This window comes from Rhizobium sp. K33, from assembly GCF_056501445.1.
Genome location: NZ_CP096478.1, coordinates 2,161,805 through 2,185,238 on the forward strand (window position 1 = coordinate 2,161,805; position 23,434 = coordinate 2,185,238).

Sequence of the window (23,434 nt, forward strand, 5' to 3'; positions counted from 1 at the left end):
GCAGACTGACAGCGAAAAACTGCCGCGCCTCTCTAGAACAGATGACTACGCTCGACCCGGTGAGTAAAGGACGGCTTCACCAAATAATACATGCCTTAAAATGGATCATGCAGAGGTCTTAGAAGCACATGGTTGCAGATCTGCAGTTAACAATTGATTTAACAGCTATTTTCGGTCAAGTTGTTGCTTGCTCCTCTATTTCCGGTAGCAGCCGCCGGGGCGATGCTGAGGCTATAGAGATGGAAGGGGCATGCGTAGGTATAGGCGTGTCCGAGTGACGGACGATAGGCAGGAGAGAGTTCTGGATGTTTAAATGCCTGTTGATCGGCAATGAATCCCTCCTAATCCAATGCGGACAACTCATACTCGACCGAAAACACGTGATTGCTGCGGTCATCACGTCAAACGACGCTGTCAGAAGGTGGGCTTCGTCGCACAAGATACGAACGATGAAGTGGGACGAGAGTCTCAAGGCCGAAGTAGAGTCCATAGACTACGATTATCTGTTCAGCATTGCGAACCTTCGGATGATCCCTTCAGCAATATGGCGAAAAGCCCGTATTGGAGCGATCAATTTCCATGACGGCCCCCTGCCCCGTTATGCCGGCCTGAACGCGCCGGCCTGGGCAGTCATGGAGGGCCAAAAGCGTTTCGGCGTAACGTGGCACGAAATCAGCGAGGGCGTCGACGAGGGCCGCATCCTGATGCAGGCCCATTTCGATATTGACGCTGACGACACGAGCTTGAGTGTCAATACGAAGTGCTTTGCGGCCGGCATGGAGTCTTTCTCGGCGCTGCTTGAAGCGATCGACGGAAATTCTCTGCGACGCATCAATCAGGATCTGTCAGAACGCACCTACTACGCAAAGAACCAACGGCCAGTTGCAGCCGGCACGCTTCTTCTAGATCAACCGGCAGAGCAACTCTCGAACCTGTTTCGCGGCCTTCATTTCGGGACGGGCTACACCAACCGCCTTGTCTGCCCAAAGATACGGCACGAGGATGCAGTCTTTGTCGTCCGCAGCCTTACGATTTGCGACTCCGAAGAGGCTTCCGCGGAGCCCGGCCTTGTCCTGGCGGTTGACGCCGATGGTGTGAGACTTGCTACCGGTCGGGGCTGCATTCTTGTTGATGCCGTAAAGCATGGGCGGCAAACGGATCAGAAGCTCTCAGACCGTGTGCGTCCGGGAGACCGCATTGCGCTTCTTTCCGAAGGGGAAATCGAAAACCTGACGGCAGCTGTCGGCAAATGGGTCAGGCACGAGGATTATTTTGTCGAGAGTTTGTCGGCGGTCGAAGACGTCAACCTGTTTGATGTCGTGGATCGACCGTCGAGTGAAGCGCGACTCAAGACGATCCCGATTGCATTCCCGTCCGATATTCCGCATGACAAGCGAATTGCTGCCATAGTGGCTTTCCTGGCGCGTATGTCGGGACAGGACCGGTTCCATATCGCCTATGCTGGACCCGAAATCGCAGAGCTGACAAGCAGATTCCCGGGTTATTTTGCAGACGCCGTTCCGCTGCTTATCCAGCTGGCTCCAGCTGACACAGCAGCGACGACACAGCAGAAAGTGGCAGAGAGCATTGCGAAGCTTCGAGATCGAGGGAGTTACCTTGCGGACCTTTATCTCAGGCATCCCGGTCTCAAGCACGCTGACTTAAGCGTTGGGCTCATTGACGGCAAGCATCCGGTCGACGGCAAAGGCCTGGAAGGATGCGCCATGACCTTTGTCATCGATGAGACCGATGGGAGTATCTCCCTGGTGATTGATGAGGCCCGGCTCGCTTCGGAACTGGCCATTGACTATGGTCGGCGCATCGAATTGGTCGCCAATGCTTTTGCAATCGATGACACTCCAGTCGCCGAAGTGGCGCTGATGGCGGACGATGAGTTGGATGTCGTTCAGAATGTCTGGAACGACAGCGAAAGGCCATTCGATCCAGAGATATGCATGCATACGCTGTTCGAACAGCAGGCGGCGGCAACGCCGGATGCAATCGCAATCGCGTGGCGCGACGAGCAGATCAGCTACCGCGAATTGGACGAGCGTGCCAACCGCGTTGCCCAAGCCCTTGTGAAAATGGGCGTCCGGCGCGACATGATCGTCGGGCTCAACGTTCCGCGCTGCACAAATCTCGTGGTGGCTGCCCTGGCCATTCAGAAGGCTGGCGGGGCCTACCTTCCGCTTGATCCCAATTTCCCGGCCGACCGCCTGTCCTTCATGGTCAAGGATAGCCTTTCACAGATCATACTATCCAGCCGAATGACCGCCGAACCCCTTTATGAGGCCGGTGCGCAAACCGTCTTCGTTGAAGACTTGCTCGCGCCAGCCCATGACGCGACCAAGCCAGTTGTCGAGGTTTCGGGTGAGAATCTTGCTTACGTAATCTACACGTCTGGCTCCACGGGCCGCCCGAAGGGCGTGATGGTTGAGCATAGGAACGTGGCCAATTTCTTCGTCGGAATGGACGAGCGGATCAACTATGGTCGCAATAGCCAACCGGTCTGGCTCGCTGTCACCAGCCTGTCGTTCGACATCTCGGTGCTTGAGTTGTTCTGGACTTTGGCACGAGGTTTCAAGGTCGTCATACACTCTGCACAAAACAAGCCCAATCAGACAGCGGCAGGCGCAAGCCGTTCGCTAGGCTCAAGACCTATGGACTTCGGCCTTTTTTATTGGGGCAATGACGACGGCGCAGGACCCGCCAAGTATCATTTGCTTCTTGAGGGAGCCAAGTTCGCTGACAACAACGGCTTTCAATCCATCTGGACACCGGAACGACACTTCCACGCATTCGGCGGGCCCTACCCGAACCCGGCCATAACCGGAGCCGCCGTCGCGACGGTTACCAAAAACCTGTCGATCAGAGCGGGCAGCTGCGTCCTTCCACTTCATCATCCGATCCGGATTGCGGAAGAATGGGCCGTAATCGACAATCTGAGCAATGGTCGGGTTGCCCTCGCATTTGCATCGGGGTGGATGCCGGAGGACTTCGTTCTCCGCCCGGAAAATGTCCCGCCGAACAACAAAATGGCGCTGATGCAAGGCATTGAAGCAGTCCGCCAACTCTGGAGGGGTGAGCGGATAGAGTTTGATCTGGGCAATGGCAAGGTCGGTGTCACAACACAGCCGCGGCCGCTGCAGGCGGAACTACCTGTCTGGCTGACGACGGCCGGCAATCCCGAAACCTATCGGGAAGCCGCAAGGGCCGGTACGCATGTGCTGACCCACCTGCTTGGCCAGTCGATTGACGAACTGGCTTCAAAAATCAAGATCTACCGGGAAACGCTGGTCGAATGCGGCCGCTCGCCGAGCGACTACAAGGTGACACTCATGCTGCACACCCTCCTCGGCGACAACCGGGAGGAAGTAAGAGAAGCGGCCCGCGGGCCGATGAAGGCTTACCTGCAGAGTGCCGCCGCACTGATCAAACAATACGCTTGGGCGTTCCCAGCCTTCAAGAAGCCGGTGGGCGCGACGGCTGCCCACGACATCGATCTTCAGACACTCGACGCTGATGAGTTGGACAGCATCCTGGAGTTCGCGTTTCTGCGTTACTTCGAGGACAGTGGGCTCTTCGGCACGCCCGATGATGCCATGGCTCGCATCAGCCAGCTCATAGATATCGGCGTAGACGAGATTGCCTGCCTCATCGATTTCGGCGTTCCCTCCGCGCTGGTCTTGGAGCGCCTCAAGCCGCTAGCCGGAGTTGTGGCACAAGCGCGTGCGGCGTCACGTCCTATCGCTGAGACCGAACCCGAGGCTCTGAGTTTTCACGAAGACGTACTTCGTCATGGTGTGACGCATCTTCAATGCACGCCGTCCATGATCCGCATGTTTCTGGTCAACGACGCCGACAGGGCAGCTTTGTCCCGGATTTATCACCTCTTCGTCGGCGGAGAGGCGCTGACTGGCTCGCTCCTGCAGGAGATCAGGTCCGTCACCGCCGCGACCGTCACCAACATGTATGGCCCGACGGAGACAACCATCTGGTCGTCAACCATGACTGCCGACATGTCGCACAGCGTCGTGCCGCTCGGTGAGCCGATCGCCAACACGCAGCTTTATGTGCTGGACCAATATGGCCGTCTGACGGCACCTGGCCAGCCCGGTGAACTCTATATCGGCGGGCACGGGGTGACCCGCGGCTATCTGCATCGCGAGGATCTAACTCGCGAGCGGTTCTTGCCAAACCCGTTTGCTCCCGGGCGCATGTACCGCACCGGCGATCTGACATGCCGTAGCCAGAACGGAACCCTCAAATTCCTGGGTCGTGCCGATCACCAGGTGAAGGTCCGGGGCTATCGGATCGAGCTTGGCGAGATCGAGACCCTGATCTCGACCTTCCCCGGCGTGGCTGAATGTGTCGTTGTCGCGAGAGAAGATCGTGCGGACGACGTCCGGATCGTCGCGTATCTGCGCGTGAGCCAGTCGGGGGTCGATGAAGAGGGTCTGCGTCGACACCTATCGGAGAAGCTCCCGGATTACATGGTACCGGCCCACTTCGTGGTGCTGGACGCATTCCCGATGACGCCGAACGCCAAAGTCGACCGAAAGGCGCTTCCGAAACCCGAAGAAGCGAGAAAGCCTGTACCAAGCGAAGTCTTCGTTGCGCCGGAAAACACGCTGGAGCGAGACCTTGCAGAAGCCTATCGTCGCACGCTCGGCCTTGATCGGGTCGGCTTGAACGACAACTTCTTTGCGCTTGGGGGCCATTCTCTCCTCGCTGTGCAATTGCACCGGGATCTGAAGGCGAGCATCGCACCGGACCTGACGATCACGGACGTGTTTCGCTTCCCGACGATCGGAGCGCTGGCAGCCCATCTTGCCGACCGCGGAAAGGCGGATGAACGGCTGAACCAAGTCGCAGACAGAGCCGCAGCGCGTCGCGCGGCATTGGGTGACAGACGGGCGGCGCTCGCCAGATTGCGGACATGATAGCCGAGAACGACACCCTGCTGCAGTTTCTCGGTCCGGGCGTGGCGTTGGCCCATACGGACCCGCGTTCAGCAAGCATAAGGGCGCACCCCCAGGAACTGAGATACGTGGAACGTGCGGTCGAAAGCCGCAAGCGCGAATTCCACGCAGCACGGGCCTGTGCGAGGCAAGCCATGGAAAGGCTGGATGAACCGTCGGTCGCAATACCGGCAGCTTCAGATCGATCACCCATCTGGCCAGCCCATCTAATCGGAAGCATTAGCCATTGTAGTTCGTTTTGCATCGCTGCGGTCGCTCGCAAAGGAGAGACCTGTGATGCGATCGGCGTGGACGTCGAACCCGCCGAGGATCTGCCGTCTGATCTTCTCGATACAATCTGCTCACCCCGTGAGCGAGCAGCACTGGACGACCAACCAGCTGACCAGTGCCTTCTAGCGGCTCGTATCCTGTTCAGTGCCAAAGAAGCCGTTTACAAATGCCAGTATCCCCTGACAGGGGAGATGCTGGAGTTTCTGGACATCGAGATCACACTATCCGAACGGTGCTTTCAGGCGAGTTTTCAGCGCGATGTCGGGCCATTCCGCAGAGGATCGACCCTCGAAGGGCGCATAGCCTTCGCCCATGGCTGCATTGTCACCGGTGTGACCGTACCAGTGGCAGAGGGCCCGCATGCATAGAGCGGGTGAAGACAGTATGGTTCCACCGAACAGCTCAGTTCTGGCTCCTCAACGCGGCAGATGCGTTGACGGCGTGTTTCTTTCAACGGACACCCAGATCAAGCACATCGCCTTCGCCACGGAGAAATCGACGACCAGACGTCAGTTCATCCGTCGCTGTGAGGGATTGATGAGGCAATGAGGGTGATTACGTTTCGCAGCCGCCTCGTGCTCGCAGGCGTCGGCATGGTGGTGATCGCGGCTGGCCTGATGTCCGTGACATGGCTTTCCAGAGCCCCGACAGAAGAGAGAACTCGCATGTACGCGACCTTGCCCGATCCGCGAGAAATGGCCGGCAAGCAGAGGTTATTCGTTTCCGGTCACAGTCTCACTTCACGCGCGATGCTGAACGACCTTCAGGAGATTGCAGCGGCCTCCGGATTGGCGACTTCGTGGGAGGGGCAGCTTGCTGACGGCTCCTCGATCAGGGACCGCTCCCTTGGCCAGGACCCATCAAGGCCGTGGTCCGGCTTTGAACACGGTCAACGCGCCGACGGCAGCCCAGCGGATGTCCAAGCGATCTTGAAATCGGCTGTCGATAACGGAGACCGGTTTGAAGCTCTGCTGATTACCGAGCAGCATCGCGTCCTGGACTCCCTCGTCTGGCAGGGGACGAAGCAATATCTGAGAACGTATCGGGATGCCTTCACCACGCTCAATCCGCAGGCAGACGTCTTGTTTTTCACTCCCTGGATCGACCTTTCAGATAAAGCCGACCCTACGGAATGGATCGCTTACGAGCGCGCGGCATGGCCGGTGTGGAAATGCATTGTCGCCGATGTAAATCAGGGCATTGAGGGTGGTGGAAACCGACCAATACGGATGATCCCGGCGTCCTTGGCGCTCGCGGAATTGGTAGAACACCTCAAAGAGAACCCGGACCAGCCTGGATTTGAGGGACGGAGAGGCAGCGATCTCACCGATACCTTGTTTTCCGACAGGGTCCATCTGACGCCACTCGGCTCTCGCTTCGTGGCTGCCGTGACAGCTGCCGTACTCTATGGCGGCCTGCCATCAGAGCAACCTCCGGGCAACGTCCCGGCTGATCAAGCTATGACGGTACAGAAGTTTGCAGCCAACTTCGTCGATGAGATTCGTCGCAAGGAACCAACCTTCGGCGCAGAATGCGGCCAGACCGTCAGCTGGGCCTTTGTGTCCCACTACACGGGCTATATCGAAAAAACCTACAATCGCCCCGACATGGGTTTCGTTCGCGCTAAACTGCGGCGGATGATGGACTTTCTCCGTTTCGCCCAGGCATCTTAGACCACGATATTGCGTGGCGGCCCGCATAATCGTTCGGAGCTTGTGGGCCTTCTTGTGGGTAAGACTAAAACCGGGCGGACCTGAAATAGTCCGCCCGCCCACTCAAGAACCACGACTTCCTAATCGTGACGCCTTCGCTTAAGCCACCTCCGGCAAGCCGCCGATCAGCTTGTCGAGCGTGACCGGATAGTCGCGCACCCGAACGCCGGTCGCGTTGTAGATCGCGTTTGCAATGGCCGCCGACACGCCGCAGAGGCCGAGTTCGCCAACGCCCTTCGCCTTCATCGGCGACGACATGGGATCGGTCTCGTCGAGGAAGACGACCTCCTGGTGCGGGATGTCGGCATGAACCGCGACTTCATAGCCTGCGAGATCATGATTGACGAAGAAGCCGCGCTTCGTATCGACGGCGAGTTCCTCCGAAAGCGCCGCGCCCACCCCCATGGTCATGGCGCCGATGACCTGGCTGCGCGCCGTGATCGGGTTGAGGATACGGCCCGCCGCACAGACCGCCAGCATGCGGCGCACCCGGGTTTCGCCTGTATAGACGTCGACACCGACTTCGACGAAATGCGCCCCGAAGGTCGACTGCTGGTAGGTCTTGGAAAGGTCGCCCCATTCCATCGTGTCTTCACCCACCAGTTCCTCGGCAGCGGCAGCCTCCGACAGGGCGACCGAGCGATTGCCTGCACGCACCTTGCCGTCTTCGAAGACCACCTCGTCGGAATTGAAGCCGAGCGTCTGCGCCACGGCTTCGCGCAGCTTCACGCAAGCCGCATAGACGCCGGCTGTCGAGCAATTGGCACCGAACTGACCGCCGGAACCGGCGGAAATCGGAAAGCGGGAATCGCCCAAGCGGACATCCACATCGGCGACGCGCAACCCCATCATCTCCGCGGCTGTCTGCGCGATGATGGTATAGCTGCCCGTGCCGATATCGGTCATGTCGGTCTCGACGGTCACGCGGCCATCCTTTTCGAGACGCACGCGCGCCCCTGATGGCACCAGGAGGTTGTTGCGGAATGCGGCAGCCACACCTGTGCCAATCAGTAAGTTCCCCTCACGCCGTGTGCCGGGCAGGCCGCGGTCGCCCCAGCCGAAACGCTCGGCGCCGAGCCTCAGACAGCCGACCAGATCGCGGTGGGAAAAGGGCCGCTCGGGATGCTCGGGATCGACCTGTGTGTCATTGATAATCCGGAACTCCACCGGGTCGATACCGACCTTCTCCGCCATCTCGTCGACTGCGATCTCCAGCGCCATCATGCCCGGTGCCTCGCCGGGCGCGCGCATGGCATTGCCTTCCGCAAGGTTAAGGATTGCAAGACGCATCGCCGTCATCCGGTGCTCGCCGGCATAGAGGAGACGGGTCTGGTTCACTGCCGTTTCCGGCTTGCCGCCGGGCAAATCGCCCGACCAGCTTTCATGCGCGATGGCCTGGATCTTGCCGGCCGCAGTGGTGCCGATCCGGATCCGCTGGATCGTCGCCGGGCGGTGCGTCGTGTTGTTCATGATCAGCGGCCGCGGCAGCGCCACCTTGACGGCGCATCCGGCCGCCTTCGCGCCGAGTGCGGCGAGAACCGCATCGGCCCGCAGGAAGAGTTTGCCGCCGAAGCCGCCGCCGATATAGGGCGACATCAGGTGGATCTTTTCCTTGTCCATGTCGAGGAAGGTCGCGAGATCCCCGCGCCACCAGTCGATCATCTGGCTCGAGGTCCAGATCTTGAGCCGATCGCCCTCCCAAAGACCGATCGAGGCATGCGGCTCCATGGCCGCGTGCGACTGGTCGGGCGTCGTGTAGTAGGCGTCGATCGTCACCTCGGCCTCGGCAAAACCCTTGTCGAAATCGCCATGGCCACTGTCCGGCTCATCGTCTTCGCTCGGCTTCTCAGCCGTTTTCATCCCCTCGGTCAAATCATAGGCGCCGACGTGCTCCTCATACTCGACCTTAACGAGTGCTGCAGCCGCCCTCGCCTGTTCGAACGTCTCAGCCACCACGAGTGCAATCGCCTGGTGGTAATGCTGGACCTCCGCCCCGCCGAAGAGTTTTGCGGTGTTGTATTCACCCTTCTCGCGGTCGCCGACCTCGAGCGTCGTCACGACGGCCATGACGCCGGGCGCGCTCTTTGCCTCATCGACATTCATGGAGGTGATGAGCCCCTTGGAAATCGCCGACCCAACAGGATAACCGTAAGCATAGCGCAGGGACGGCTCGTGATGTTCGTAGGCGTAGGTGGCTCGGCCGCTCGTCTTCAGCGCGCCGTCGATGCGATGCGTCGGTCGGCCAACGACCTTGAGCGTGTCGATCGGATTGGTGGATGCGGGTTTGTCGAACTTCATGGCCTTATCCCCTTGCCTCGGCGATCACGGCGCCAAGAGTGCGCTCCACCAGATCGAGTTTGTATCGGTTCTGCTCCTTCGGTCGTGCCTCTGCCAGCAACACAGACGCCGTGGCGCGAGCCCCGTCAGGCAGATGGGCTTCCGCCTCCTCCACCCGCCAGGGCTTGTGCGCCACGCCACCCAACGCCACCCGGCCGGTGCCGTCGGGCTGGATGACGGCTGCGACGGATACGAGCGCGAAGGCATAGGACGCGCGATCGCGCACCTTGCGGTAGATCTGCCGGCCGCCGATGGGAGGCGGAAGGATCACAGCGGTGATGATCTCGCCCTGCGTGAGCACGGTCTCGATCTGCGGCGTATCACCCGGCAGAAGATGAAACTCTTCGATCGGGATCATGCGGCGGTCGCCATCGGCCGTCATGGTTTCGACGATCGCATCGAGAGCCCGCATGGCAACCGCCATGTCGCTCGGATGCGTGGCAATGCAGGCATCACTCACGCCCACCACAGCATGCTGTCTGCTGAAGCCGCCGATCGCGGAACAGCCGCTTCCCGGCTGACGCTTGTTGCAGGGCTGGTTCGTGTCGTAAAAATAGGGACAGCGCGTGCGCTGCAAGAGGTTGCCGGCCGTGGTCGCCTTGTTGCGCAACTGCCCGGAGGCGCCAGCCAGGAGCGCGCGTGCGAGCAGCGGATAATTAAGGCGCACCGCCTCATGGGCGGCGAGATCCGTATTGCGCACCATGGCGCCGATCCGCAGACCGCCCTCCTCCGTCTGTTCGATCTCGGCGAGACCGAGACCGTTGACGTCGATCAGATGGGTCGGTGTCTCGATCTCGAGCTTCATCAGGTCGAGAAGATTGGTGCCACCGGCAATGAATTTGGCATCCGGATTGGACGCAACGACGCGTGCGGCCGCCTCGATCGAGGTGGCGCGTTCAAAGGTAAAGGCTCTCATGCGCGTGTTCCCGCCACTTCGGTGATGGCATCGATGATGTTGGAATAGGCACCGCAACGACAGATATTGCCGCTCATGCGTTCACGGATTTCGTCGACGGTGAGCGCCGCCTTTGCGGTCAGATCGTCCGTCACGTGGCTTGGAATGTCGGCCGCGATCTCCTCGAGCACGGCGACGGAGGAACAGATCTGTCCCGGCGTGCAGTAACCGCACTGGAAGCCATCATGCTTGACGAAGGCCGCCTGCATCGGGTGGAGATCGCCTGGCTCTCCCAGTCCCTCGATCGTCGTCACCTTGTCGCCGTCATGCATCACCGCCAGGGTCAGACAGGAATTGACGCGCCGGCCATCGACGAGAACGGTACAGGCACCGCATTGACCGTGATCGCAGCCTTTTTTTGTGCCGGTGAGATGAAGATGCTCGCGCAACAGGTCGAGCAGGCTCGTCCTGTTGTCAACGTCGAGGTCTTGGGACTGACCGTTGACCGTCAGGGAAAGCTTGGTTGTGTAACTCATGGGATGTCCTGGTGTCTGAGGGGCCGGCTGGGACGGAAGGCTATGGAGAATGGGATGGTCGTAAGCGCGAAAGCCAGTCTGACCGGGACTTGGCGACTGTCAAATCGTGGATCGGCTTTTCTTCCAGGTGAGATAAGGGGCAAGCAATTGACCGGGAAAGCGCCGATCGAGCTCCTCCTCGACAAGGGCAATCCGCGACAGGATCTCGTCCGTGTCGCCCTGCCCCGCTTCGCTGCGGTCCTCGAGTTGCTTCATGACGGCGAAAACCTCGTCATCGGTCATCGGCTCGAGCCGTGAGACGAACTCGGCCACATCTTCTTTGACAATATCGCTACCTAGCATTCATGCGCCTCCCGATGTCGGGAAAGGGCAGAAGGCACGAGATTGTTCCGAGAGAATGAGCAGTCCGCGTCCGGCGGGCAGTTAGCCGCGTCGGAAGGCCACGCTCTCCTCGGAGCGTGACATTGAAACTGGGTTTGAAACAAACGCCAGGGTTCAATAGGTGGCGGGCTGGCCAAGGTAAGCGGAGGCCTGCCCGCCACGTATCAATCAGGCATCGACCGTCTCACGAACATCGTCGAGCAGGAAATGGGCCACGACATAACGCGTCGAATAAGCCCTGCCGCTGTCCGAGACGTTGTCGACCGTACCGCCGTCGGCCGGGTGCCAGGGGCCATAATGGGGATTGTTGACGATCAGGGTGATGGCCTTGCCGGCGAACCGGCCCTGCAGCCGGTACCGCGCCTCGGCGAGCGGCCAGACGCGCTCGAAATCGGCCTGCGTCATCCGCACCTTCAACGCCTGCCGACGGATGGCTTCGCTATGGGTGCCATCATCGCGCTGCCGCCCAGGGCTTTCCAGCGTGACCTCTTCCGCATCATCGAGAATTGCGCTCAGTTCCTCCGGCCACATGCGTCTCATAGAATTGCTCCTCCCCGAGCGTGTTCATGCTGACAGGAGGGAGTGTAGCGCGTTGCGCGGCGGAAACAACGCATATGCGCCGAGACTGATGGAATTGACGTCTGGCGGGAGGAAGTGTGCGTGACGGAGACGTCAAGTTTCCGGCGTCGACAACGCAAAAGGTGCCGCCCGCTTTGGAGAAAGCGTGGCAGCACCTTTCAAGGTGGGCTGAAACGGGCTGAAGGGTTGGGCGCGCTTATTCCGTGCAGCCGGTGTCCTTCAGGGCCTGCGCATGAAAGCGGCGCAGGGCAGCCTCGATATCGGCCTTGCTGAAATTGTGACCGGCGGTGGCAAGATCGCGCGAAAGACGCGAGATGACGTCACTGTCTCCGCTCACCACGTGATCGACCATGTGCAGGTCGCGCGCATAGCGGCCCAGGTCGTCGCCGGCAAAACCGATCAGCGAACCGGCCCAGTATCCGGCAAGCAGGTTGCGGCGGGCGCGGATACTGCCGAGTCCGTCTTCCTCATGCGGATGGACGGCGCTGGCGGTGGTGGCAACACTCAAGGGCATGGACTGGATCTCCTCCTCAATCATCAATCAGGCTTCCCCTTCGGCAGACAAAAGATAGCTCGCAATCGGGGCGCAAGTGGGGTTGCCAGCATCGAGCAATTCGGCCGGGCTCGTAAAGCCGGTCGCGAGAGATACCACCGTGGTGCCCGCCCACCAGAGATCGCCCGTCGCGCGTTCGATCAGCAAGGGGCCGGTCGTGCGCAGACAGTCGCCTGCCTGCGTGACTACCTCGACGGGCGCCCGCATCTGTTCCAACCGCTGACGGATATCGGCCTCGATCGGATCGACGACGAAGAGGGCAAAGATTGATGCAATCCAGTCGGCGATCATCGGATGCCCTCCGGACGCATGGCAAGCGTGACCATGTCACGCGGCGTCTGCAAGCGCGGTTTCGGCTGCCCCGGACGCACATAGGTGTCATCGAGCGCAGGAAAGCGCCCCGGAGAAATCTGGATGGAATGGTGGCGTCTCACGGACTGGTCCCTGGACCGGCAGCGGTGTCGAAACGGTCCGACATCGCAAAAGCGCCGGTAGCTTTTGCCAGAGGGGCCCGGACCAGCGGGTTGACCGCGATATGGCGATCGATTCGGGCGTCTTCAAGGCATTAGGGAATGCCGATATAAAAAAGATCGGGCCATGCTAGCGGGGTCTTGATTGCCCCTTCTTGCATGGCCCGGGCGACGGGCGATCAAGGCTCAAGCCTTCGGGCAAAAGCCGGTCAGCGCCGCAGCCATCTCGTCAGTAGCGGATGACCGGGCAGCCGCGGACATTTGCAAACACCATGCGGTCACGGCCGCCATGGCGAACGCCGGCCACGACAACCCGGCGCGGCGTCACATCTGCGACAAAGGCACGACGCAGCCCATTCCACCGCGCCTTTTCGACCGCGTGGTGCGGACGGCATTCACCCCGACGCGGACGATCCCAGCCGGGACGATCCCAACCCGGGCGGTGACCGGGGCGATCCCAGCCATGGCCGCCATGACGCGGACCTTCGATATAGACGCCCCAGCCGAAACCATCGGCAGACGCCGTGGACGTGAGGCCCGTCGTCGCCACCACCGAGACCAGAGCAGCAAGACCGATTTTGCGAAGCATGCCGAACATTTTCTCTCTCCTTGAAGGGCGCATCCCGGCGCCGTCGTTTCCATCCCGCCGTTTCGAGCGATTGATGTGAGGATAGGAGAGACCGTCTGAATGCAGACCGAATCCGGCATTCAGCCAGCATTCACTTTGGCGTCGGAGGTAGAGAGGCATCAGACATGTAGAACGACCTCGCGGCGATGCGGACTGTCGCGATGTTCGAAGAGATAGATGCCCTGCCAGGTTCCGAGCAGCAGCCGACCTTCGGCAAAGGGAATGGACAACGAGACCGGCAGCAATGAAGCCTTGATATGGGCCGGCATGTCGTCAGGCCCCTCGTCGCGGTGGATGATCCAGTCCATCGCCGGATCCGTGGTCGGCGGCACCAGGCGTCGGAAGAAGGCCTTCAAGTCCGTCTGCACCGAAGGATCGGCATTCTCCTGGATGAGGAGCGAGCAGGAGGTATGGCGAACGAAGATCGTCATCACGCCCTCGTCCACGCCGCTGCCCCGCAGGAAGTCGCGTGCCGCGTCGGTGAACTCATAGAGCCCCTGTCCCCGGGTGGATATCGCCAATCGCAGCATTGCCATGTCTTGAAACCCTTCAAAGCTTGTCCGGGGAGAACCACTCTCTGCCCTAGCCAGTTACCACTCACCTCTATAGTCTCGCCGCAACACGGGAGGACGATTGACCAATGAGCCTGATCGAAACCATCGAGAAGCAGGAAAGCCTGCTCGTTTTCAAGAGCTTCGACGAAATGGTGGCGCTTGAGATCGGCCGGCGGCTGGTCGATCTGGCCCTGTCCGACAAGGCGCCAGTCGTCATCGACATCCGCACCCCGGACCGGACGCTGTTCCATGCAGCCCTCCCCGGCGCTTCACCCGACAATGACCACTGGGCGCGCCGCAAGAGCAATGTGACGCTGCGCATGCACAAGGCATCTCTGCGCGTCGGAGAACTCAACCGCAGTCGTGGCCGGACAGTTTCCGCCGAAATCGGACTTGATCCGCTGGACTATGCCGATCACGGCGGAAGCTTCCCGGTTCGTGTCGCAGGCACCGGTGTCGTCGCCGCGATTACCGTTTCGGGCCTGAAATCCGAAGAGGATCACGCCATGATCGTCACCGTTCTGGAAGCCTATCTCGGAACGAAATGACCGCCTCTTCCGTCAGGGCCGTGTCCCGGCATAGAGGCTGAGGCGGGAAAAGCGCTCGCCCTCCCGCTCCAGCACCATCACCGCCGGCAGCGCATAGGGTCCTGCTTCGCCGTTTTCGCCAGCGTCGATATCCCGCCGGTCCGAGCCATTCAGAGTGCATTCCACGGCCACGCGGAACCCGGCGCTGTCGGCCATGATGACGTGGTCGGACAAGGTGATGTCATGCCGTAGGACATAGGCCGCGAGCGTGTCCCGGAAGGACGAATGCCCGATCACCCGAATGCCATCCGGCAGATCGAGCACGGCCTCTTCTTCAAACGCGCCGAGCAGCGCATCAAAGTCGTGGCGATTGAGGGCATCGATAACGGTCAGTACCTGCTCGTCCAGTGGCATGGGCCTCTCCTTCTTTGTCTTCAACATAGGCCCGGCATGACTTGCGGCAAGATGTGCCCGACCGCCCACGACCGTCACCCGATTGGACGCAGAACAGCCGATGCAGCGCGAATCACCGACGCCGTCAGCGGCTTGAGCGCTGCCGAGATTGACCGGCTCACATGCCAGTAGAGCGGCACGTCGAGCGGCTGCCCGGGCACGAGCTCACACAGGCGTCCGTCGGCAAGCGCGCCTGAAACCAGGGGTTCGGGGTTCATGCCCCAGCCAAGACCGGCGATCGCGGCGTCGACAAAGGCATGACTCGACGGCAGCCAGTGGGAAGGCCCGGTCACCGTCGTACCGAGCGCCATCTCGGCCCAGCGCGTCTGCAGACGATCCTTGGCATTGAAGGTAATGACAGGGGCGCACCTGACATCGGCAGGCGCGATCTTGTCGTCCCCGAACCAGCGCTCGAGGTAGGCGGGGCTTGCTGTCGCGAGATAGCGCAGTGCACCCAGCGGTCGGCAGTCGCATCCCTGGACAGCCTTGGGCGAACCGCTGATTGCTGCCCGCACCTCGCCGCGCTGCAGCCACTCGGCGCTGTAATCCTGGTCATCAATGACGAGATCGAAGAGCACACCCTCGACCGCTGCCATGGCCGGTACGAACCATGTCGCCAGACTGTCGGCATTCACCGCCAGCCTGAGGGTTGGCCATGTCTGCGTCTCATTCTCGCTTTGCCCTGCCAGCCCGAGATCGCGGCGCACGCCCTGCTCCAGAAGCTGCAGCTCTTCTGCATGGCGAAACAGGCGGTCCCCAGCCTCTGTCGCCTGGCAGGGCTGAGAGCGGACGATGAGCGGCGTGCCCACCTGCTCTTCAAGCTGGCGCACCCGCTGGGAGATCGCCGACTGGGTGACATGCAGTATCTGCGCCGCACGCTCGAAGCTGCCGCTGCGCAGCACGGCAGCCAGAGCCGAAAGCTGGGCTGGATCGAACATTAGAAGTCCTTATCTGGGATAAGATTTATGATCTTTTCTAATACCGCGTCTGAAGTTAGTCAAAGCGGTACACGACAGGAGACCATAATGATCGTCGCCGCCACCGCCGGCTTTTTCCTCGGCCTGAGCCTTATCCTCGCGATCGGCGCACAAAATGCCTTCATTCTGCGCCAGGGTCTGCGGCGCGAACATGTCCTTCCGCTGGTGCTGACCTGCGCGATTTCCGATGCCATTCTGATCGCCGCAGGCGTCGCAGGCTTTGCCACCGTTCTGTCCCGCCTTGACTGGCTGGAGCCGGCCCTGCGCTATGGCGGCGCAGCCTTCTTGCTCACCTACGCCCTTCGCAGCGCCCACTCCGCCTGGACCGGCGGCAACAGCATGCGCGCCGGGGAAGCTGCCGAGACGAGCCTGCGGACAGCGCTTCTCACCTGCCTTGCCTTCACCTGGCTCAACCCGCATGTCTATCTCGATACCGTGGTGCTGCTGGGCTCCATCTCGACCCGCTATGCAGGACACGAAGTGGCCTTTGCCCTCGGTGCCATGACGGCCTCTTTCTGCTTCTTCTTCACCCTGGGTTTCGGCGCCCGCCTGCTGGCCCCCCTCTTCGCGAAACCCATCGCCTGGCGGATCCTGGACGCTGTCATCGCCCTGGTCATGGCATCGATCGCCATCAAGCTGCTGAAGTGAGATTGTCCTGATAACCCTTGGGCGAGGTGGTGAATTTCTATAAACCGGGTGGCGGACCAGAGGAGGAGAAACGCATGTTCCTGACCAACCGAGACGCCATCGAACTGCAGGCTTTCCGGCATGAGCTCCACCGCCACCCAGAAGTCTCTGGCGAGGAACGCGAAACGGCGCGACGCGTCGCCGAAGCCCTTCGTCCTCTCGCCCCCTCGAAGATCCTGACCGGTCTCGGCGGCCATGGCGTGGCGAGCGTCTTCGACAGTGGCGTTCCGGGCCCCACCCTTCTCTTTCGCGCGGAACTCGATGCCTTGCCGATCGAGGAGAAGTCGGAAGCCGCCCACCGCTCGACGGTCCCGGGCAAGGGCCATCTCTGCGGCCATGACGGTCACTCGACCATCCTGCTTGCCCTTGCGCGCGGGCTATCACGCCAGCCGGTCGCGCGCGGCCGCGTCGTGCTGCTCTGGCAGCCGGCGGAGGAAGACGGCAGCGGTGCAGCCGCCGTGCTTGCCGATGTCAACTTCTCCGAGATCAAGCCGGATTTCGCCTATTCGCTGCACAACATGCCGGGCCTTGCCTTCGGTCAGGTGGCGCTGAAGGCCGGACCGGTCAACTGTGCCTCGCGCGGCATGAAGATCCGGCTCTCTGGCAAAACGGCCCATGCGTCCCAACCGGAGACAGGCCTCTCGCCGATGGCGGCCATCTCCAGCCTGATGCCGGCCCTGACGGCGCTGTCTCATGGCGCCCCGCCCGCGACCGACTTTACCCTGGCAACAGTCACCCACGCGATACTGGGCGAGAAGGCCTTCGGCATTGCGCCGGGTCACGCCGAGATCTGGGTGACATTGCGCACGCTCATCGACGATCGCATGGCAGAGCTTTGCCAAAAGGCCGAACACCTGGTGGTCACGGCAGCGCAGGAGACAGGCCTCGATTATGCCATCAGCTACCACGACATCTTCTTCCACTGCGAAAACGCACCGGAGGCCGTGGCCGACCTCGAAAAGGCGTTGACGACAGAAGGCGTGCCCTTCGACGAAGCCAATCTCCCCATGCGCGCTTCGGAGGATTTTGGCCGGCTACGCGCCGTCTGCCCCTCAGCCATGTTCTTCCTGGGTGCCGGTGAAAACCACCCTGCCCTGCACAATCCCGACTATGACTATCCGGACGACCTGACCGCAATCGGTGCACGGGTGTTCATGGCCGTCATCAGAGACAGGCTCGGCTAGTCAGCCCAGGGATCAGCTGTCGGGAAACCCGCGTTCGGCCCATTCGGACCGCGGGACGGTCTTGCCGACAGACAGGGAGAAGCTGACGACCTCGGTCGCGTTGTCATTGACCTCGCACCGGACCGCAATGTTGATCCAGGCACCGTTGACCTCGCGGAAAGCCGCCAGCGGCACGTCGATGACATTGCCCTCCTGCAGGCGCAGGATCGGCAGGAAATACGGGATATAGGCGGGCGAGCCGTTGCGCAGCTGCTGGCTGAGCTCGGTGCCGCATAACTGATCGCCGCGCTCCTGCCGGGTCAGTCCCGCCATGGCGGTCATCGCGGCCCGATCACCCGAAATTGCCGTGGAGAAGAGTTCGGTTACCTCCCGCGGCTCAAGCTGCGCTTCCTGCACGGCGGCCTCCGAAGGGCGGTCACTTGCCTCCTCATCGGCCGTTGCCTCCGCCTCGCCGGTGCTCTCACTTGTAACCTCAGCCGCTTCTGCGAGCGCAGCTTCGGCAGGAGGAGCCTCAGGCAAGGCGATCTCCGGCTGCGCCACCGTCGGCGCGGCCTCTGCCGTTTCCGCCTCCTCTGCCGGCGACGTCTCCTCCGGCGCCGCGACTTCGGCTTCGGTGCCTCGGGAGAGTTCGGGACCGCGATCTTCCTCACCGAACCGAACCACGGGCCTCAAGACCGGGATCGGAACCTCCGCCACATCCGGCACATCCGCCTCCGGCGCCTGAGCTTCAGGCTCCGGCTCTGGTTGTGGTTCCGGCTCCGGTTGCGGTTCGGGCGCAGGTGGAGGCGCGGCTTCAGGCTCGGCCGCCTCCTCCGGCGTTTCAGCCTCGGGCTCGGGCTCAGGCTCTGGTTGCGGCTCCGGTTCTTCCGGCTCGGGCGGCGCCACAAGCGTCACGTCGATCGCCTGTTCCTCCTGAGAGAAATCTTCAGGGCTGTCGAAACTCAACAGGAAGGCTGCCACTGCAAGGCCATGCAGCAGCAGCGAAAGGGCAAGCCCTCCCCCGAAGCGCTGCCAGCCTGTCTTCCTGGTTTCCGTCATGGCATGATCCATAGCGACGATTGCGGCGAAAAGGGAGGTGGCGCGAGGCCGTTACGCATTCCAAATTTCAACCAGATCTTTTCTGGCACCCGAGATAGGGTTACCATGACCATATTTCTAGTCATAAGCCTCAAGTCGGAGATGCAGCCATGACAACTGTCAATATCGCGACCGCCAAGGCGCATCTGAGTGAACTCGTCGGCAAGGCAGAAAAGGGCGAGACGATCGAGATCGAGCGCCACGGAAAACCTGTGGCGAGACTTGGACCTGCAGAGCACCCGCGTGAGCCTGTCGACGTTGACTGGCTTAAAACTATCCTTGATCAACTGCCCGAGACTGCTGCCGAGACAACGCGTCATCTGCGGGAGGAAGGCCGCTACTGATGACCTATCTCGACACGTCCGTCCTTGTGGCACTTCTGACGCGCGAACCGGCCACGGATCGGATAGCAGCCTGGCTGCGACAACAACAGGCAGGATCGCTCTATATAAGCGGCTGGACCATCACCGAGTTTTCCTCGGCTCTCTCCTTGAAACATCGGACTTCGCAACTCGACATCTCGCAGAAGGCGCTCGTCCTGGCCGCCTTCAACCGCCTGGTCTCGCGCTCACTGCTGACCTTGCCAGTGGCGCCGTCCGACTACCAGGCGGCTGCACGGCTCTGCGACCGGGCGGAACTCGGCCTTCGCGCCGGTGATAGCTTGCACATCGCCGTGGCAGTCACCAACGGGTTACCGATCGCAACATTGGATAAGGTCATGGAAGCGGCCTGCGGATTCATCGCGCATTCCACCACACCGATTTGATGGAAAACAAAAAACCCGCCGGATCGCTCCGGCGGGTTATCTTCTTGAATTCCATAGCTCGCATCAGCTGTCGAGGAACGAGCGCAGCTTCCTCGAACGGCTCGGGTGCTTCAGCTTTCTGAGCGCCTTTGCCTCGATCTGGCGGATACGTTCGCGGGTAACCGAGAACTGCTGACCGACTTCTTCGAGCGTATGGTCGGTGTTCATGCCGATGCCGAAGCGCATGCGCAGCACGCGTTCCTCACGCGGCGTGAGCGAGGCGAGAACGCGGGTCGTCGTCTCGCGCAGGTTCGCTTGAATCGCGGCATCGATCGGCAGAAGCGCGTTCTTGTCCTCGATGAAATCGCCAAGGTGACTATCTTCTTCGTCACCCACGGGGGTTTCGAGCGAGATCGGCTCCTTGGCGATCTTCAGGACCTTGCGGACCTTTTCGAGCGGCATGGCGAGCTTTTCGGCCAGCTCTTCCGGCGTCGGCTCGCGACCGATTTCGTGCAGCATCTGGCGCGATGTGCGGACGATCTTGTTGATCGTCTCGATCATATGAACCGGAATACGAATCGTGCGGGCCTGGTCGGCGATCGAGCGGGTGATCGCCTGACGGATCCACCAGGTCGCATAGGTCGAGAACTTGTAACCGCGACGGTACTCGAACTTGTCAACCGCCTTCATCAGGCCGATATTGCCTTCCTGAATGAGGTCGAGGAACTGCAGACCGCGGTTCGTGTACTTCTTGGCGATTGAGATGACGAGACGCAGGTTCGCCTCGACCATTTCCTTCTTGGCGATACGCGCTTCGCGTTCGCCCTTCTGGACCATTGACACGATGCGGCGGAATTCAGCGATCGAGATACCGGTTTCGGTGGCAAGATTCTGGATCTCGCCGCGGATGTCGCGGATCGTCTGGTATTCTTCCTTCGCAAATTCCTTCCAGCCACGACCGGAAAGGTTGGCGATCGACTTCATCCAGTTCGGATCGAGCTCGGCGCCCTGATACTGCTCCAGGAAGGCTTCGCGCTTGACGCCATAGCTTTCGGCGAGACGCAGCAGGCGCCCCTCGTTCTGCATCAGACGCTTGGAGATGTCATAGAGCTGCTCGACAAGGCTGTCGATGCGGTTCTGGTTCAGCGACAGCGACTTGACCGCCGTGATCAGCTGATCCTTCAGCTCCTTGTAACGGCGCTCCTGGCCAGATGACAGCGTGCCGGCGCAGGCAAGACGAGCCTCCACCTGCTGGTCCTGCAGCTTGCGCAGCTTCTTGTAGGTGTCGGCGATGAGGTCGAGGGTCTCCATGACCTGCGGACGCAGTTCCGATTCCATCGCAGCCAGCGACAGGTTCGATTCGTCCTCGTCCTCTTCCTCTTCTTCCGGCGGCATGCCTTCACCACCGATGGCGGTGATGTCGTCGTCGTCGCCTGAGGCGGCCTGCGGACGGCGCTTGGCGCGCTCCTTTTCCTTCTCTTCGGCAGCCTTGCGGTCGGCCTCGATCTTTTCCGGGCTCTGGAATTGCGGCGCAGCCTTGGCTTCCGGACCGGAATAGGTGGTTTCGAGATCGATGATCTCGCGCAGCAGCGTCGTGCCTTCGTTCAGCTCGTCGCGCCAGATGATCAGCGCCTGGAAGGTCAGCGGGCTCTCGCAGAGGCCCGAGATCATCGTTTCGCGGCCAGCCTCGATGCGCTTGGCAATCGCGATTTCGCCTTCGCGCGACAGAAGCTCGACGGAACCCATTTCGCGCAGATACATGCGCACCGGGTCGTCGGTCCGATCGGTCGGCTCTTTCTTCTTGGCAGTGGCAACAGCAGTGCCGGCGGTCGGAGCAAGCTCCCCGCCTTCGCTTTCGCTCTCTTCTTCCGAATCGTCGTCGCCGGCCTGGGCCTCATCGACGTCTTCGTCTTCGATGACATTGATGCCCATGTCGGAAAGCATCGCCATGGTGTCTTCGATCTGCTCCGAGGTCACTTCCTCGGACGGCAGAACCGAATTCAACTCATCCATGGTCACATAGCCGCGCTTCTTGGCGGCCTTGATCATCTTCTTGACCGCGTCATCGGAAAGATCGAGAAGCGGACCGTCCGGCGCGCCGTCGCGTTCGCTGTCGGCTTCTTCGTTTTCTTTGACTTTCGATGCCATTTATCTAGTCGCTTTCCCTGACGTCTGATCATGCTGCTGGTCGCCGGAGGAATGGGAGACGAACCACTCACCCGGGCGGATAGCTGTCACTGACCTAACGGAGTGTTGCTTAATTCCTGATTAACTATGGGCATTGCGGTCGCAGCCTTGAAACCTCGATTGCCTGCATGACCGGTCATCATACCAGAGATCCGTCCGAACCCACTTCCCCCTTGTGTGCTTGGATTGGTGATTCCCACAATTTTTCCTGGCGTCAAGCCTTTCCGCAGGCTGGATCGGGAAAATCAACAAAACAAGCCGTATTACGGCGCCTTTATCACCGATCTTCGCAGATGTAGGACGTCACGCCGGAGAAACAAGGGGTATCAGCGGCAGGAACAGCCTCGGGCCTCGACGACAGCATCCTGCCTGACGCCGGTCAGGAACCAGACGCGCATGGCGCCCTTCCCCTTGACGTCGATATCGCCGCGCAACTCGAACTCGAAGCGGTCCTCAAGCCTCTGCTTCAGGCAGTCGGCAACCTGAATACGGTTTGCCACCCCATGTGATTCCATATGCGCGGCCGTGTTCACCGTGTCGCCCCAGACATCGTAGAGCAGCTTGTTCGGCCCGATGACGCCGGCAACCACCGGACCTGTATCGAGCCCGATCCGCACTTCGACGGGTTCCCCCACCTGCTCCGAGATACGTCGGCAGCATGCGAGAAGATCGAGCGCCATCAGCGCCACGGCAGCCTCGTGATCACGCTTGGCTTCAGGCAGCCCGCCCGCCACCATATAGGCATCCCCGATCGTCTTAATCTTTTCGAGCCCATGCGCGCTGGCGATCGCGTCGAACTGGCTGAAGACACGGCTCAAAAAGGCAATTACCTGCTGTGGCTCCCACCGCGCGGCCCGCGGCGTGAAGTCAACAATATCGGCAAACAGGATCGTCGCGGACGGGATCTGGTCCGCAACCAACTGGGTTCGGTGATCCCTCAGCCGTGTCGCAACGGCCTGCGGCAGGATGTTCTGCAGCAACCGTTCGGAGAACTGATGCTCGGATTCAAGCGCCATCTCCGCCTGCGACGCCTCCTTGGACGCGAAGTAGGAGGTCGTGAAGATCAAGAGGAAGGCGAAGGACACCGTCAGGTAATAGAGCGTGTTGAGAAACACCGGATCGACCCGGATGAAATCGAGCGGCGCCACGAACATCACCTCCGTCATCAAGAAGGCAATGATCGCCACGATCGTCACGCAGGCCGAAAGAATGAGGCGCTCCGGCCCGAACACCAGCATCGACGCCGCAGCCCCGGGCAGGAAATAGAAATGCAGGCCCGACTCCCGCCCGAAGAACATGCAATAGCCGATCCCGAAGATCAGCCAGATGGTGCAGAGATAAAGAGCTGCCGACGTCTGGCCAAAGCGATGAAAGAAGGGCGTAACGGCATAGAGCGCGATCTGTGGCGAGAAGGCGATGATCGCGGGCAAGAGCCCGTACCAGTCATAGAGCGCGTAGATCAGGATGTAAGGGATGGTCATGAGGCTGACCATCGCGGCAATGATGTTGGTCACCGCAAGCCTGCGCCTGACACGTGGCGGATAGCCGGCCGTCCCAATTCTCGCCACCCACCAGACTGCATTCGGCAAACGCCAGAACGAGCGGAGTTTGCGCCCGTTCCGGGCTATGAAGTCGAACTCGTTCTGCGCCACTCTTGTTTCCGGCTACAATGGAACAGGATCTGAATCCCCCATTTGCCG

General features: G+C 60.9%; 23 protein-coding genes. 8 read left to right on the forward strand and 15 right to left on the reverse strand.

Annotation, left to right across the window (positions count from 1 at the left end; translation table 11 throughout):
• Nucleotides 1-305: 305 nt before the first annotated feature.
• The 3 genes from M1E12_RS10655 to M1E12_RS10665 all read left to right on the forward strand — a co-directional run bounded on the left by M1E12_RS10655 (nucleotide 306) and on the right by M1E12_RS10665 (nucleotide 6,925).
• Entirely contained in the window at nucleotides 306-4,943 is a 4,638-nt protein-coding gene (locus tag M1E12_RS10655; protein ID WP_479564687.1) for a MupA/Atu3671 family FMN-dependent luciferase-like monooxygenase, read from the forward strand.
• Nucleotides 4,940-5,620 (forward strand): 4'-phosphopantetheinyl transferase family protein, encoded by a 681-nt coding sequence (locus tag M1E12_RS10660; RefSeq protein ID WP_479564688.1) that lies wholly within the window; start codon nucleotides 4,940-4,942, stop codon nucleotides 5,618-5,620. Before M1E12_RS10655 ends, M1E12_RS10660 begins: the two co-directional genes overlap by 4 nt.
• A 177-nt stretch (nucleotides 5,621-5,797) precedes the next feature.
• Complete coding sequence (locus M1E12_RS10665) at nucleotides 5,798-6,925, forward strand: hypothetical protein (protein ID WP_479564689.1); 1,128 nt, start codon at nucleotides 5,798-5,800, stop codon at nucleotides 6,923-6,925.
• A gap of 138 nt (nucleotides 6,926-7,063) precedes the next feature.
• Here M1E12_RS10665 and paoC read toward each other — a convergent pair whose 3' ends face one another.
• The 10 genes from paoC to M1E12_RS10715 form a co-directional block, all read right to left on the reverse strand.
• On the reverse strand, nucleotides 7,064-9,262 hold the full coding sequence (gene paoC, locus M1E12_RS10670; RefSeq protein ID WP_479564690.1) for an aldehyde oxidoreductase molybdenum-binding subunit PaoC: 2,199 nt from the start codon (nucleotides 9,260-9,262) through the stop codon (nucleotides 7,064-7,066).
• A gap of 4 nt (nucleotides 9,263-9,266) precedes the next feature.
• Nucleotides 9,267-10,217: an FAD binding domain-containing protein gene (locus tag M1E12_RS10675; protein WP_479564691.1), complete on the reverse strand. Its 951-nt coding sequence runs from the start codon at nucleotides 10,215-10,217 to the stop codon at nucleotides 9,267-9,269.
• On the reverse strand, nucleotides 10,214-10,732 hold the full coding sequence (paoA, locus tag M1E12_RS10680; protein WP_479564692.1) for an aldehyde dehydrogenase iron-sulfur subunit PaoA: 519 nt from the start codon (nucleotides 10,730-10,732) through the stop codon (nucleotides 10,214-10,216). The genes M1E12_RS10675 and paoA overlap by 4 nt, the downstream gene beginning before the upstream one ends.
• Before the next feature lie 99 nt (nucleotides 10,733-10,831).
• Nucleotides 10,832-11,074, reverse strand: coding sequence for a hypothetical protein (locus tag M1E12_RS10685; protein WP_136540905.1), 243 nt, complete (start codon nucleotides 11,072-11,074; stop codon nucleotides 10,832-10,834).
• A 207-nt stretch (nucleotides 11,075-11,281) separates the two neighbouring features.
• Nucleotides 11,282-11,644: a hypothetical protein gene (locus M1E12_RS10690; protein WP_183954670.1), complete on the reverse strand. Its 363-nt coding sequence runs from the start codon at nucleotides 11,642-11,644 to the stop codon at nucleotides 11,282-11,284.
• A gap of 244 nt (nucleotides 11,645-11,888) precedes the next feature.
• Complete coding sequence (locus M1E12_RS10695) at nucleotides 11,889-12,206, reverse strand: ATPase inhibitor subunit zeta (protein ID WP_479564693.1); 318 nt, start codon at nucleotides 12,204-12,206, stop codon at nucleotides 11,889-11,891.
• Nucleotides 12,207-12,233: 27 nt separating this feature from the next.
• The gene (locus M1E12_RS10700) at nucleotides 12,234-12,536 is read right to left on the reverse strand and encodes a hypothetical protein (protein ID WP_479564694.1); all 303 of its coding nucleotides are present in this window, start codon (nucleotides 12,534-12,536) and stop codon (nucleotides 12,234-12,236) included.
• Complete coding sequence (locus M1E12_RS10705) at nucleotides 12,533-12,679, reverse strand: hypothetical protein (RefSeq protein WP_479564695.1); 147 nt, start codon at nucleotides 12,677-12,679, stop codon at nucleotides 12,533-12,535. The genes M1E12_RS10700 and M1E12_RS10705 overlap by 4 nt, the downstream gene beginning before the upstream one ends.
• Before the next feature lie 265 nt (nucleotides 12,680-12,944).
• Nucleotides 12,945-13,313 (reverse strand): hypothetical protein, encoded by a 369-nt coding sequence (locus M1E12_RS10710; protein WP_479564696.1) that lies wholly within the window; start codon nucleotides 13,311-13,313, stop codon nucleotides 12,945-12,947.
• A gap of 149 nt (nucleotides 13,314-13,462) precedes the next feature.
• On the reverse strand, nucleotides 13,463-13,879 hold the full coding sequence (locus M1E12_RS10715; protein ID WP_479564697.1) for a secondary thiamine-phosphate synthase enzyme YjbQ: 417 nt from the start codon (nucleotides 13,877-13,879) through the stop codon (nucleotides 13,463-13,465).
• A gap of 104 nt (nucleotides 13,880-13,983) precedes the next feature.
• Between M1E12_RS10715 and M1E12_RS10720 the strand changes: the two genes are divergently transcribed.
• Complete coding sequence (locus tag M1E12_RS10720) at nucleotides 13,984-14,445, forward strand: heme-degrading domain-containing protein (protein ID WP_479564698.1); 462 nt, start codon at nucleotides 13,984-13,986, stop codon at nucleotides 14,443-14,445.
• Nucleotides 14,446-14,457: 12 nt separating this feature from the next.
• Here the strand turns inward: M1E12_RS10720 and M1E12_RS10725 are convergent, their stop codons facing one another.
• Both M1E12_RS10725 and M1E12_RS10730 read right to left on the reverse strand, forming a co-directional pair.
• Nucleotides 14,458-14,838, reverse strand: a complete 381-nt coding sequence (locus tag M1E12_RS10725; RefSeq protein ID WP_310242186.1) for a nuclear transport factor 2 family protein — start codon at nucleotides 14,836-14,838, stop codon at nucleotides 14,458-14,460.
• Between the two features lie 74 nt (nucleotides 14,839-14,912).
• The gene (locus M1E12_RS10730) at nucleotides 14,913-15,815 is read right to left on the reverse strand and encodes a LysR family transcriptional regulator ArgP (protein WP_479564699.1); all 903 of its coding nucleotides are present in this window, start codon (nucleotides 15,813-15,815) and stop codon (nucleotides 14,913-14,915) included.
• A gap of 87 nt (nucleotides 15,816-15,902) precedes the next feature.
• On the opposite strand from M1E12_RS10730, the gene M1E12_RS10735 reads away from it, so the two are divergent.
• Together M1E12_RS10735 and M1E12_RS10740 are read left to right on the forward strand one after the other, a co-directional pair.
• A complete protein-coding gene (locus M1E12_RS10735; RefSeq protein ID WP_479564700.1) occupies nucleotides 15,903-16,502 on the forward strand; it encodes a LysE/ArgO family amino acid transporter in 600 nt (199 codons plus the stop codon).
• Nucleotides 16,503-16,576: 74 nt separating this feature from the next.
• A complete protein-coding gene (locus M1E12_RS10740) occupies nucleotides 16,577-17,725 on the forward strand; it encodes an amidohydrolase (RefSeq protein WP_479564701.1) in 1,149 nt (382 codons plus the stop codon).
• A gap of 12 nt (nucleotides 17,726-17,737) precedes the next feature.
• On the opposite strand, the gene M1E12_RS10745 is transcribed toward M1E12_RS10740, so the two are convergent.
• A complete protein-coding gene (locus M1E12_RS10745; protein ID WP_479564702.1) occupies nucleotides 17,738-18,763 on the reverse strand; it encodes a DUF930 domain-containing protein in 1,026 nt (341 codons plus the stop codon).
• Between the two features lie 149 nt (nucleotides 18,764-18,912).
• On the opposite strand from M1E12_RS10745, the gene M1E12_RS10750 reads away from it, so the two are divergent.
• Together M1E12_RS10750 and M1E12_RS10755 are read left to right on the forward strand one after the other, a co-directional pair.
• Nucleotides 18,913-19,146 carry a type II toxin-antitoxin system Phd/YefM family antitoxin gene (locus tag M1E12_RS10750; RefSeq protein ID WP_136540929.1) on the forward strand — a complete coding sequence of 78 codons (234 nt, stop codon included), beginning with the start codon at nucleotides 18,913-18,915 and terminating at the stop codon, nucleotides 19,144-19,146.
• Nucleotides 19,146-19,568, forward strand: a complete 423-nt coding sequence (locus tag M1E12_RS10755; protein WP_479564703.1) for a type II toxin-antitoxin system VapC family toxin — start codon at nucleotides 19,146-19,148, stop codon at nucleotides 19,566-19,568. Before M1E12_RS10750 ends, M1E12_RS10755 begins: the two co-directional genes overlap by 1 nt.
• A 63-nt stretch (nucleotides 19,569-19,631) precedes the next feature.
• Here the strand turns inward: M1E12_RS10755 and rpoD are convergent, their stop codons facing one another.
• Both rpoD and M1E12_RS10765 read right to left on the reverse strand, forming a co-directional pair.
• Complete coding sequence (gene rpoD, locus M1E12_RS10760; RefSeq protein WP_136540932.1) at nucleotides 19,632-21,695, reverse strand: RNA polymerase sigma factor RpoD; 2,064 nt, start codon at nucleotides 21,693-21,695, stop codon at nucleotides 19,632-19,634.
• A gap of 365 nt (nucleotides 21,696-22,060) precedes the next feature.
• Complete coding sequence (locus tag M1E12_RS10765) at nucleotides 22,061-23,386, reverse strand: adenylate/guanylate cyclase domain-containing protein (RefSeq protein ID WP_479564704.1); 1,326 nt, start codon at nucleotides 23,384-23,386, stop codon at nucleotides 22,061-22,063.
• Nucleotides 23,387-23,434: the final 48 nt, after the last annotated feature.